Origin of the sequence: Blautia glucerasea (assembly GCF_020537505.1) — a bacterium.
Taxonomy (GTDB): Bacteria; Bacillota; Clostridia; order Lachnospirales; family Lachnospiraceae; genus Blautia_A.
On the sequence record NZ_JAJBMO010000025.1, the window covers coordinates 1 to 13,020 of the forward strand.

Below are 13,020 nucleotides of genomic sequence, written 5' to 3' on the forward strand. Positions count from 1 at the left end.
CTCGTTTTCCGTCCTGGTTGTCTGCATCATCCCAGGTCTTGGTTCCCTCTACCTTTGTTGTCTCCGGGGTATGGGTATTTGTGATGATAAATCCGTTCTCGGCATCCCCGGTCACTACGGTTGTATATCCAAATACCGTTCCGACCTCTTCTACTGTGTATGCAATATCATTCTCACCATTCTTCTGGTCAAGATCTTTCCAGGTATAGCTCCAATTATTACTATCACTCAGTGTAACCTCATCACCAACTTTCGCATTATCAGCATACAACTGCACTTTAATGCTTTCTGGTCTCAGTCTGTCCTGATTTTCTTTATCATCCCAAACCTTTGTGACTTTAATTTTAACTTTCTTAGGAATAGATTTGTTATCAAACGAAGGACTCGCCATCGTCGTTGAATAATTCTCATCTGAATAGTATGTAACAGTTGCTACCAATTTATTACCATTTACTTTGTTAATAACAGCTTTTACATAAATTGTCTTTCCATCTATCGTTACATCAGACAGATCAGACTTTGTTTCTACAATTTTATAATAATGTGTTCCTTCTGTCTCAAACTTTCCAAGATCATCAAACAGAACTGTTCCATTAGTATTAGTGACTGTTTTTACTGAAGTCCAGGAATCTCCATTTTTCTTCAAAAGTTCAAAATGGAATTTACCATCATATTTACTCTCTGATGCAACTTTTCCATCAACGTTTTTCGTTACTTTGATTTGGAAACTAGTATCTACTACTGTCATACCATGGAAAACATTATGCCATTCCTGTCCACCAATTGCTGCAATTGTATCTGCAATAACCCAACCTGCTGAAACAGCTGCATTGGTAAATGTTGCATTGGGAACTAAGAAAATACCAGTTGCTGTATGAGTAGCTGCAGTCGTTGCATACGGACAGTTGAATATTACATTCTGTGCAACTCTATCCTCATCAGAATTTGCATTTGTTGTTTTCTCATATATAATATTTCCATTTGCATCTACAATTCTGAATTTGAACTGATTAAAGTCAACAGTTGTATCCGGTATATTCAATACAATATTCTGATCTTCACGAATAGTAATCATACGATTCGTGCTATTCATAAATGAATTAAATTCACCCGGCTGAAATCTTACATAATAGGTACCAGCCGCTGCGCCATATTTGGCGATATTAATATTGGTATATTCATCTCCTTTTTTATCCTTAACAGATTCATATGCTACAGAATTCGGCTCATTGTAAAGAGTAGTGGATGTTGTTTTAATTTCATTTACCATACCTCTTACAATTCCCTTGATCTGACTTTCTGTATAAGTATCAAAGTCAAAGATCAACTCACTATCATCAGTTTTAATTTTGCCCTCTACGCCTTTGCCTGCATAAACAATAGATCCGCCTGCATTTCCGTTTAATCCGATCTGCAGTTTGTTATCGCCAACAAACTCACCTATATAGTTATAGCCTGCGCCACCATTATTGTTCTTAGCCATCTGGACATTGCTGCCCTCAAAATTTAATTTTCCAATGGCAAAATTTGATTCTAAATGTCCTCTGAATGTGGCTTCATTTGCAACTATTCCAAAATTGGTGGAGGATCCCAAAATATTTCTAAAGTTCTTGCTGGTTCCTGCATTTATTGGAATCTGTGTTAATATAACAGTTTTAGAGTTTATGCTTACGGAACAAACTTTTCCGTTATCGCATTTTAATATTCCACCGTTTCGAATAATATCATACTTACTCTGGTCGTAGGACTCTCCTGCATTATAAGAACTACCTTGTCTTAATGATAACATTACGATTGGATCAGAACTGATATCCCGATTCCACTGGTTTGATTCCAGACTTACTGTTCCTGTTCCCCCAGTTACCTCAACTTTCGCAACCTTCGATGTTGCTTGATTTGATTCACTCGATTGCATCGCAGACAGATAATAAGTTCCATCTACTCCTGTAACGGTAACTTCCACATCCTGCACCGCATTCTGCTGCCTTACCCTTCCCACCGTCGCCGCAAAGGTTGTCACGGATGAATCGGCCATGATCATCACGAGAGCGAGAAACAGTGCCAGAAATCTTCTTAAATACCCATTCTTTTTCATAATTTCTCATTCCTTTCTTTGGATATGTAGATTTATTTTTAACCGAATTGGGAACTATTTTCGGTTGCATGATAATATATGGTTCTTAAATATATTTTATCACTTTAGCTCTTTCTCCATCTCTTTCATTTCTCGAAAGAGTCTCAAAAACATGAGATTTTGTATGGCAATTTTAGCATTTTTCAAGTCTTTTTCATAAATTAAAGGCAACTAACTTCACATTCGCCGCCTACTGCTGAGTGAATTGTAATTTACACCTCTGTTTCACACATCTCTCCAGTGGATGCCACATAGAAATCAACCTGTGTGGATTTCTTGTCCCCCGACAGTTTGTTGAAGGCCTTGGCAATCCGTTTGGAAACAATGGGGCAGTTTTCCTGGCTGATTTCAATCAGCATGACGATGTACTGCCGGGCGTTGTATCTGGTGTAAAAATCACCTTTTCGGATGGAGGACTGGATGGCTTGTCTAAGGAGCTCGGACTTTTCACGTTCTTTCTCTTCCGAAATGTTATGGGTCTTATAATCCAGTGTGCAAAGCATGACAAACACGGATAGGCCTGAACGCTCCACCATACGGCTGAATACGTGGTAGATATCAACAAAGCTGGGGAACGGGCAGAAATACGCGCCTACTGCGGTTTCTTTTTCCCGAAGCCTTTCCTTGATATCAGTGAGGGCGCCTGCTGCCTGCGAGGTTCGCTCTCCCATCAGTTTGAAACGCTTTAACAGTCTCTCCGAAGGGGCTACTCCCATTTCATCGAACAAAAGCTTTTCGGTGTTTTGGTAGACCTCAAGGCCTTCCTTATACCGGGACATTCCGATCAGGCTGTCGATTTCCCAGACCTGCCACTCGTCAAAGGGATAAATCTCAGCGGCCCTGTGGGCTACTTTATGTAAATCCTCATACCGTTCATGGTTTTTCAGCCAGCGGCACAGTTCCCCTGTAATATGGAAGTAATCATCTCTGCACTGGACATTCTCCACAGCAACCCATTCCTCACCGATCATGTCCGGGAGAAATTCACCTTTATAAATTTTCCAGATCTGCATCCAGAGATGGAGCTTGTCCTCTTCTCTTTTCTCCGCCCGCTCTTTTTCTACCAGCTTCTTAAACTCGTTTATATCTACCTGAACCGGGATGTTTTCGTCCCAGCAGCACATTCCGGACTGGATATTTATGTATCTGCTGTCCGGAAGTCCAATATCCTTCAGCTGTTTACGAAGTCTGAAAATGGTGTTGTTCAGGCTTCCGTTCTTATTCTCCACCTCAACTCTTCCATAAAGGGCTTCTATCATGGCCACTTTGGAAATTCCGCCATCCTTGGTGTGAAGCATAAGCAGCTGAAAAAGCTGTGTGGTCTTCGATGCTTTATTTCGGTCCAGCACCAGTTCCTTTCCTTTATATTCCAGTGAAAAGGTTCCAAGCATACGAACCTTTAATACGTTTTTGTCCATATTTTCTTCTCCATTGAACAGTTACAGTATATTCTAATATGCCTATATTATAACTTTTTTACATAATAACACCAGTATAAAAAAAGAACCAGTAACAATCGGTTAAAAAAAACAGAAGTTTTCATTACATTTTCTGAAAACTTCTGCTTTAGTTATTTCCTGATTTTATATTATCCGTATTAAAAGGCCTTTGGGAATTCATTTTATTACTTCATACTGCATCATCTCATATTTCAGTTTCGTTCCTTCTTTGATTTCCGCAGGTAAAAGGGCCCGGGCCACCAGCTTTAATTCGGGGGAATCTATGTCTGCGCGGCGCAGGTTGGCGTAGTCTCCGTCCATAGAAACCACTTCATAGTACCAGGTTTCAAGTATCATTTACAAAAATCCTCCTGCTACAATATATCTATAGTTAATATCCCTTACATTGGACACCGGCTTCTGCCTGGCATGTCCTCGCCTTTTACATATCTTGCATTAAATTCCATGTTAATCTGGCGAAGCTCCTTCTTCCCATCAATGTAGTCTTGATACATCTCCGCCAGACCGGCCATACAGCCGTCGCAGTTCGCTTCAATGTTTCCCAGTGATTCTGCAACGATCTTCTCCCGCTCTTCGCGTGTCGTTTCTGCAATTAAATATCCCGCCATTTCACACCTTAATCCTTTCTATTGTAAATTTTCTGTGTTATTTTCATTATAACTTACTCTGTTGGAAAATCAACCAGTTTAATTTCTGCGTTTTTCGCTTCAACATTCTCACAGCCTGTAGTCTGAATATTTCCAAAGCTCCCTTTAACAATCACAACTAAAGCTACCAGTACAATTAATGGAATTATAAATCCACCTGTAAAAGCTGTTTATTTTTTCTTCTATATGTTATATTATTAAGAGACTAACTTAACAGCCATGGCGGTCCGCACCAATATGAGCCATAGCTCAAAGTCCTATATCCAGGACTTTGCATTCCATATACCATACAGCACAGAATCCATCGCCCATCCGTTACTCGGGCGTCATGTGCCCTATACACCCAGGAGGATTTTATGACAAAAAAACGAGTAGGTGTGATCACCTTCCATAATTATGACAATTACGGTGCCATTCTGCAGAGCTACGCGCTTCAGAAGAAGCTGCGCCAGATTGGCACCCAGCCAGAGATCATTGACTATCGCTGCGATTATATCAGCAATCCCTTCCGTCTTGTGAATCTGAAAAAGAAGGGACTTTTTAATTACATTTACGGTGCCATCGGCCACATCTGTTATATTCCGCGCCGTTTCAAATGCAACAAATTCCGTAAGCACATGCGTTACAGCCAGCCTGTTACCCAGGGCAAAATGCAGCCGGTTGCTGGCAGATACGACATTTACATTGCCGGCAGCGACCAGATCTGGGACTATAAGCTGACTAATTTTGACACCACCTATTTCCTTGATTTCGTAAAAGAGGGGAAAAAGAAATGCAGCTATGCCGCGAGTATCGGCGAGAACCTCCCACCAGAAGAATACCAGCAGAAGTATAAAGAGCTTCTGTCCGATTTCGATGAGATCCTGGTCCGCGAAGATTACGGCGCTGATATTGTAGAGAACCTGACTGAGAAACGTCCGGAAGTTGTATGTGATCCTACCCTTCTTCTCACCGCTGAGGAATGGGATAAGCTTCTTGTAGAGCCGAAATATAAGGATAAATACATTCTGGTTTACCAGCTTGGAATCAACAAAGAGATCGTTGACTTTGCCCGCCGTCTTCATGATAAGACAGGCTACCGCATTGTTTACATCCCGTTCCCACTGGTAGGGCTTCTGAAGTGTGCCTGCAGGATTGCCATTGGTCCAGCCGAGTGGATGGGACTTTTCAAAAATGCAGAATACGTCATTTCCGACTCCTTCCACGGTGTTGTATTTTCCCTTATTTTTAACCGGAAATTTTTCGCCAAGGTAAACGGCCATCACATGAACCGCCGTGTCCAGCAGCTTCTTAACATGGTAAATCTTACAGACAGGACCATGGATGATGTTTCTTATGAGAAGCTTACCGAAGAAATTGATTTTACTTATGCCAACGAACAGATTGCCCGTTTCCGTGAGCACTCCATGGAGCAGCTGCGCCAGATGGTAGGAGACAAATAGCCCGGAGGTTTTTATTATGCTTACACCCAATCAGAAAAAACAGGACTGCTGCGGCTGTATGGCCTGCAGCTTTACCTGCCCCAAATCTGCCATTACCATGAAGGCAGACGAATGTGGTTTCCTTTATCCTGAAATTGATCAGGATTTATGCGTTCATTGCGGCCTTTGTACCAAGGTTTGTCCACTTCAGGAGAATTATACCGGTGTTGACGCAGTTCCGGATATTTATGCACTTCAGAATCATCAGAAGAACGTGGTCAGTGAAAGCTCCTCCGGCGGTATGTTTTCCATGCTTGCAGACTGGACACTTGCACAGGGAGGCGTTATTTATGGTGTCGCTTTTGATGAGGGATTTGAAGTCCGTCATATGCGCGCTGATTCTGCGGAGAAAGCCGCTTCCTTCCGGACTTCCAAATATGTTCAAAGTGATCCTGCCCAGATTTACCAGTCTATCTGCAACGATCTGAAAGACAATCTCACTGTGCTTCTCACCGGAACCCCCTGCCAGATTGCAGGTGTTACCCGTTTCCTGGAGAGGAAGCATGCCGATACCAGCAGGCTCTATACCTGTGACAATATTTGCCACGGCGTTCCAAGTCCTGCCGTATGGAAGGATTACCTGGAAATCCTGAAAACCAGATACATAGATTCCGATTCCCGGATCACTTCCATTAATATGCGGAGCAAACGTGTCTCCTGGAAAAAACAGGTGATGGATGTTTCTGTTTCCAAGGGAAGCCTGCTGCCTGTACTGGAGGAATTTTCCTTTAATAAAATTTTCCTCAGCCTTTTCCCAGTCCGTCAGTCCTGCTTCCACTGCCACTTTACCAGCTACAAACGCCCGGCAGATTTTACCCTGGGTGATTTCTGGAATGTGGACAGTGCAGGCATTAAGTTCGACGTCACAGGCGGCGTGAATGAGGTTCTGGTCAATACGGAAAAAGGCCGGAAACTTTTTGCCATTGTTCGTGAGAATGCAGTTTATCAGCCAGTTTCCAAGGCAGCTGGATGGCAGCCACATCTGGAATACTCTACCAAGGCTCCTGGAAATCAGGAGGCATTCTGGACTGAGTACAATGCAGCGGCAGATCTTGAGACAAAAGAAGCGCTGCTTCGCAAATATATGAAAGGCTCTACTCTTACCAGAATTATCCGTAAGGTAAACCCGATTTTACAGAAGACAGGGTTGTATAGTATTGCCGGAAAGATGTATAAAGCGGTTTTTGTAAAGAAATAAATTTGTTACTGTTCACTCAGTGACCAGTAACATAAAATTTGCAAGAGAGCAATATGATAAAATTATATTTGACAATTTCCAACTTCAAACTGCCCCATTGTTGGTTTACATAATTTTATCATTTTAACCTCAATGAACCAAATATTCTTCAATAGTAAAAGGATTTTTTAATGAAAAAAGAAAAAAATGTAAAAAAAGCGTTCCTGTGGAACATGATCGGAAGTACCTGCTATTCGGGTTCTTCCTTTCTGTATCTTCTTGTAGTAACCAGAATCTGCGGTGCCACGCTGGCGGGATTTTTCTCCCTAAGTTATGCAACAGCCCAGTTACTGCTCCAGATCGGCCGCTATGGGGTTCGTACTTACCAGGCCACTGACCTGAATCGCAAATATTCCTTTTCCGAATATAAACTTTCCAGGGTAATCACCTGTGGATTGATGATGCTGTTTGGAATTATATACAGTTCTTACAGCTTCAGCGGCGAATACATTATCATCAGTATTTTCGTTATTATGATGAAAATGATCGACGCAGTGGAGGATGTTTTCCACGGAAATCTGCAGCAGAATTATCATGTAGAGCAGATGGGAAAGGCTCTGGCAATCCGAAATGTTTATTCTGCAGTGTTTTTCACAGGCATTCTTATGATTACAAAGAGCCTGTATATTACCTGCACCGCCACAGCTATTACATCCCTGATTCTCTGTCTGGTGGTAAATTCCTGGTTTGCACGAAAATATGGGGAATCAACCGAATCCACTGCCAGTTCTGAAAATGCAGCTTCCAATAAGCTGCGTCACGTACTTGAGCTGCTGAAAATATGTACCCCAATGTTTATCGGTACTTTCCTTTCCCTGCTCCTTTACAACGTACCGAAATACGCTATGGCGAACGTGATGACCGATGAGTACCAGACCTACTACAGCATTCTGTTTATGCCGTCTTTCGTCATCACCCTGATGTGCGAGTTTGTATTTAAACCCACAATCACCACCATCGCCCAGTTATGGTGGGAAAATGACCTGAAGAAATTCGTCATGTATGTTTTGCGGATCATTGCAATCATTCTGGTCTGCTGTGCAGGAATCGTAGTTGGCGGATATTTGATTGGACGAACATTGTTGGAAATCATCTACGGCGTAGACCTTTCTCCTTATAAACTGCAGTTCATCGTACTGCTCACAGGCGGTGGAATCGGCGCAGAGGTTTATATGATCTACAACATCCTTATCGCCATCCGCTGGGGAAAGTGCATGCTTCCGGTTTATTCCATAACCGCAGTGATCACAATCGCTGCTGCCCGGGCTATGGTAAACCAGTGGGGAATTATGGGAGCTTCCCTGAATTACCTGCTCTCCTGCTCCATTTTGTTTGTGCTGTTTACTTCGATTCTGATTTATGTAATCCTTCGGAAAAAGCATCAAAATTAATTCAGACAATACAACATCCCCCGGAAAGGGAATGTCCGTTTAATGGGACTTTACTTTCCGGGGGATATTTTTTACTTTTTAACTGTTACTGTACATTTTACTTTAACTTTTCCGCAAGTTACTGTAATGGTGGTCTTTCCAGCTTTCTTTGCCGTGATCACGCCTTTTTTGCTTACAGTTGCAACCTTGGTTTTTGAAGATTTGTAAGTAATCTTGTTCTGATAGGAAATCGGGGTAACTACAGGTTTCAGTGTTGCTTTCTTTTTCACTTTCAGTGTAAGTTTTTTGGAGATTCCTGTAATTTTCTTTGCCTGTACGGTGCTGCCCTGCAATTTTACAGTGACAGTCTGGGTTGCTCCACAGGTTGTGGTAATTGTTACCTTAACGGTTCCCTTAGTTGCTTTCTTGGCAGCTTTTAAGGTTACTACATTTCCTTTTACAGATACAGTCAATTTCTTTTTATTACTGGAAACTGCAGATTTAATGCTGTCGCCTTTTTCCAGAGTGACTGGTAATTTCACGGACTGGCTCTTCTTCATCGGGAAGCTTGTAGAAGATACTTTCACAAATGGAGTCAGCTTCGCAATTGCTCTGGTCTCTTTACTTCCGCATACGCTGCAGGTTCTTTCTTCCAAGCCTTCTGTTGCCGCAGTTGGATCAGCTTTTCTTACATAATCGCCCCAGGTATGTTTTCCAGTTGCCGGTAGATCGCCAAGTGCTGTAATCTCTCCGTGGCATACACTGCACTCCTGGTGCTGCTTTCCTGCTGCTCCACAGGTTGGCTGGCTGTCTACTACGGTTACAATGTTGTGTGCTATCTTCTCGATTGCTTCACTCTTGGTCTGTCCGCATACGCTGCAGGTGTATTCTTTGCTTCCCTCTGCTGTACAGGTGGCCGGAGTGGTCTTGCTTGCTTTCTTTCCAGTCATGATTTCCGGTGGCTGGTAAGTCTTCAAGGTCTTTACGCTCTCCGTGGCATACACTGCACTCCTGGTGCTGCTTTCCTGCTGCTCCGCAGGTTGGCTGGCTGTCTACTACAGTTACAATATTATGTGCCAGTTTTTCAATAATGTCTGTCTTAGTCTCATTACACTTTGTACAAGTGTAATGGATACTTCCCTCTGCTGTACAGGTTGCATCTTTCTTCTCAGTTACTTCCCAGATTTGCACGAACTACCAGGCTGCTGCCCTCCACACTTACTTCATCAAGAATATTTGTATCATAGATACTGTCTTCATCGTCCAGCACATTAAGTGTGTATGCATTTTCAGATACTTCTGTAATCTTAACGCTTCCATTTTCATCTAATTCCTGACGGTATACTTTAACCGAAATCGTCATTTCTTCACCGTTAAGGATCCAGCTTGCTCCATTTTCATCGTCTGCTGCCATAGCATAAATTTCACCGGTAACATAGAATTCAATAGTATGTTCCTGTAAAGTTCCGTCAATATCAGTGTAGCTTAAAATAACATTGGCATCTCCCAGAGAATTAGCTGTAATAATCCAATGATCATCCTTTTTCTCCACTGTGACCGGAGCATCTTCACCCTCTACCGTTACATTTTTAACAGTCAATGTGCTGACATGTCCGAATGGATAATTTTTGTTCTCTTCATAGCAATCAAAAGATTTTTCTATCGGGAATTCTTCTCCCGGAAGCATCTGCACTGACCATGCCGGATAACCGTAATCCAGCACATTGTCTCTGGTAAAAATACTAACACCGATAGTATCAATCGGCATCTCATACTCATTGTCAGATACGATTGCAGCGTTTACATCAAACCAGCTGTTATCTCCAAATTTATTATGTAAACTCTCATAAGCCTCTTTTAAAGCCTTTCCGTCTATCAGCAGAATATATTGATTTTCTTCGTACTCTGACCAGAAGCTGCCAAAATCTTTCTGGCTTACAGGTGTATATTTGGTTTTTTCGCCTTCCTCAACACAGTATCCCACTTCCCACTGGATTTTCACATTTTTGTCTGCCAGATTTTCAATATCCAGTGTCAGTTCATATTGCTCATCTTCAAAAATTTCAGTTGCATACTCGCCGCTGCGCATATCTTTGAAATAGGTATAATAATCCAGCGCACCGAAGACAACTTCACGGTAAACATCTGATGACCTCTGTTCCTCTCCATCTGTCTCCTCATAAGATGCCCGTATGGTTCCTCTGATCTCACCTGTGGTCTTACGAAGTAATTTTCCAGTAGAAGCATCCTCTTCCCAGGCATCTGGATCATCCGAATTCCAATAAAATTCCAAATCTGAAATTTCTATTTCTTCCCAGCCATTTTCAGTAGAACGTTTCATCAGCTTCAGACCATCTTTGTAGTCGTCAAATTCAAATGTTTCTCCAAGCAAAATGTTTTCAGGCAATTCTCCCTCAATGGTACAGAAATCATGCATAATATCCACGGAAATTTCCTGCTCCGCTACCGGAATCCAGTTGCCTTCTTCATCCTCAACACTTGCCTGTACCATAAAGCTGGTCCATTCCTTCTCTATCCTTCGACTCAATGCGTAAAAACCATTTATCAGGCTCACTATAGCCTCTGTCTACATAGGGTACATAAATTACATCTTCATCATAACAATTTCCGTTCTGATCCGGAAGTAATTCCACCTTAAAGTCCCTGACAATCTCATCACCTCTGTCTTCCTCGCTGTATGCCCACTGATGATGAAGACTTAAATTTGCCTCCTTCACATCATTTGTCAGCATTCGGTTATCATCATCTGAATAATTGACTTCAAGGTAATAAATATCTTTGTCTACATGAATGTTACCGCTAAAGCTTTGTTCTTCTTCATTAAGATCCTTATAGCGAATGGTCAAAATTGCTGCTCCCGGATGTTCGGCAATTACATCCCAGCCGTATTTATTTTCTTTCACAGAGCAAACCGGAGTATCGCCTTCGCCTTCTGCATTCTCAACAGATACAGAAGTTATTTCGTATGGCAGGTTCCCGCCATCCCAGTTCTCTGCATTTTCTACCCAGCAGTCGCCAATTCTGTTAATCCATAAACCTTCATCCACCATCATTTGCCATTCGTTATATTCGTCCAAATGATAATCGTATACAGTCTCTCTGGTATTTAACGCAATCTGGCAACGGTTTAATTCAATCTGCTCATCTTCGTTACCGGTATTTACCATTACAAATACTCTTGCAGCAAATTTGTACTCCTCACCGAAATTGTCTCGCAGCCATTCGTATGCAGCTGCAAGCTTTTCCCCGTTTACAGTGAGAACTTCAGCATCATAATCAATATTCCAGAATTTCTCAACATCATTTTCGCTGATTTCTGTAAAACTCTGGTCATCGCTCCAGTCATATGCATTGTCCGAATAACCAATCTGCCACTGAATTTCCACATCTCTGTTTTCCAGTTCTTCTACATTTAACGGTACCTCAAAGTTCTCTTCGTCGTTAAAAATTTCGTCCCGGTCGGAATCGAACCAGATTGGATATTCCAATTCACTAATACCATATGATCTGCGGCAGATTTCTTCGTCATCGCCTTCTTCATTTTTTACATACGCAACAAATGTTATCCAACCATCGTCTGGTGAAATTCTGCGAACAGACACAGGAATTCCATTTTCGTCTTCTTCAACCTGCAATACATCACGGTTATAGTCATCTACCCAGTACTCCACATTTTCCGGTGGCTGATCAGAACCGTCTTCTGAATCTCCGCCCATAACTTCCACATATAATCCGGAAAAATCAAGTTCACTTCCTACTTCCGAAGTATCCAGACCTGCCGGCATCAGTTTATAATATAAATCACATATCTCAATCTCTATTTTTTGTCCTATAGTCGTTTTCTCTTCATTATCGACTACAGCTTCTAAACTAAACTGTACTGTACCTGGATTTTCTTTGGTACTAACAGAAAGATATTTCCTGCCAGGCTGGCTGCTTTCCGTAATTTCAGCTTCAGAAATATATTCTGAATCATACAGTTCGCCATCCTCACCGGCAATCAGTTTTAGCGTATAATCTTCTATGGATTTTGCATAATGTCTTCCATCTTCGTTCCACTCGTATACTACCCCAATTGGTATGTCTGCACCATTATTTGTATTTACTTTATTCGTCTGGTCAGTCCAGAATACCTCTATAAAATATCCTTCCCGCTCTTCACCCTCTTCTTCCTCATCATTGTCATCTGTGAAGGCGGCGATTTCCTCTGTCCCATCAGAAATAAAATCCTCTGCTGTCTCCTCTCCTGCTTCAAAACCGCTGGCTTCCATCTCTGAACCAAAATCTGAAATTTCCGCACTTTCCAGTTCTGCACTTTCAGCTCCAACTTCTGCGCCAGTTTCTGCTGAAACAGCTTCTTGCTGATCCTCTTCCTGGACGATCTCAGGCTGAGTGTCCTCGGGGTAAGCTGTAAATTCATCTTCAGCTACCCAACCTCCATCTGTACTCTCCGCCATTACCATAACGCCGCTGTTTCCCATTGCCATAGAAAACGCGAGCGCCCATGCAGCCAGACTTCTCCATCGTTTCTTGTCTCTCATTCATTTTCTTCCCTTTTCGGTCTGAGAATATCTGTCACTGCAAATATTCCCGCTCATTTCATGAGTTTCCGGTGCAATACTGTTATTACGCCCATCACGATCCAGTGCCACTTTTGGCTGCGGGGAACA

General features: G+C 42.1%; 10 protein-coding genes. 3 read left to right on the plus strand and 7 right to left on the minus strand.

From position 1 onward, the window contains the following. The 4 genes from LIQ05_RS15740 to LIQ05_RS15755 form a co-directional block, all read right to left on the minus strand. Positions 1-2,095 (minus strand): Cna B-type domain-containing protein (locus LIQ05_RS15740; RefSeq protein ID WP_226822174.1); only part of this gene is annotated, 2,095 nt, incomplete at its 3' end. A gap of 251 nt (positions 2,096-2,346) precedes the next feature. Continuing rightward, positions 2,347-3,552 carry an AfsR/SARP family transcriptional regulator gene (locus LIQ05_RS15745; protein WP_226822176.1) on the minus strand — a complete coding sequence of 402 codons (1,206 nt, stop codon included), beginning with the start codon at positions 3,550-3,552 and terminating at the stop codon, positions 2,347-2,349. Between the two features lie 198 nt (positions 3,553-3,750). After that, positions 3,751-3,930, minus strand: coding sequence for a chorismate--pyruvate lyase (locus LIQ05_RS15750; protein WP_226822178.1), 180 nt, complete (start codon positions 3,928-3,930; stop codon positions 3,751-3,753). A gap of 44 nt (positions 3,931-3,974) precedes the next feature. After that, a complete protein-coding gene (locus LIQ05_RS15755) occupies positions 3,975-4,202 on the minus strand; it encodes a purine biosynthesis protein PurH (protein WP_226822179.1) in 228 nt (75 codons plus the stop codon). 395 nt (positions 4,203-4,597) lie between these two features. On the opposite strand from LIQ05_RS15755, the gene LIQ05_RS15760 reads away from it, so the two are divergent. The 3 genes from LIQ05_RS15760 (at position 4,598) to LIQ05_RS15770 (ending at position 8,350) form a co-directional block, all read left to right on the plus strand. Further along, a complete protein-coding gene (locus LIQ05_RS15760; protein ID WP_226822181.1) occupies positions 4,598-5,683 on the plus strand; it encodes a polysaccharide pyruvyl transferase family protein in 1,086 nt (361 codons plus the stop codon). A 16-nt stretch (positions 5,684-5,699) separates the two neighbouring features. Beyond that, positions 5,700-6,920: a Coenzyme F420 hydrogenase/dehydrogenase, beta subunit C-terminal domain gene (locus LIQ05_RS15765; RefSeq protein WP_226822183.1), complete on the plus strand. Its 1,221-nt coding sequence runs from the start codon at positions 5,700-5,702 to the stop codon at positions 6,918-6,920. A 170-nt stretch (positions 6,921-7,090) separates the two neighbouring features. After that, positions 7,091-8,350, plus strand: coding sequence for a lipopolysaccharide biosynthesis protein (locus tag LIQ05_RS15770; RefSeq protein ID WP_226822185.1), 1,260 nt, complete (start codon positions 7,091-7,093; stop codon positions 8,348-8,350). 71 nt (positions 8,351-8,421) lie between these two features. On the opposite strand, the gene LIQ05_RS15775 is transcribed toward LIQ05_RS15770, so the two are convergent. The 3 genes from LIQ05_RS15775 to LIQ05_RS15785 all read right to left on the minus strand — a co-directional run bounded on the left by LIQ05_RS15775 (position 8,422) and on the right by LIQ05_RS15785 (position 12,891). Beyond that, positions 8,422-9,306 carry an Ig-like domain-containing protein gene (locus LIQ05_RS15775; RefSeq protein ID WP_226822186.1) on the minus strand — a complete coding sequence of 295 codons (885 nt, stop codon included), beginning with the start codon at positions 9,304-9,306 and terminating at the stop codon, positions 8,422-8,424. 191 nt (positions 9,307-9,497) lie between these two features. Beyond that, positions 9,498-10,841 (minus strand): hypothetical protein, encoded by a 1,344-nt coding sequence (locus LIQ05_RS15780; RefSeq protein ID WP_226822188.1) that lies wholly within the window; start codon positions 10,839-10,841, stop codon positions 9,498-9,500. Then, on the minus strand, positions 10,822-12,891 hold the full coding sequence (locus LIQ05_RS15785; protein ID WP_226822190.1) for a hypothetical protein: 2,070 nt from the start codon (positions 12,889-12,891) through the stop codon (positions 10,822-10,824). The genes LIQ05_RS15780 and LIQ05_RS15785 overlap by 20 nt, the downstream gene beginning before the upstream one ends. Positions 12,892-13,020 lie beyond the last annotated feature (129 nt).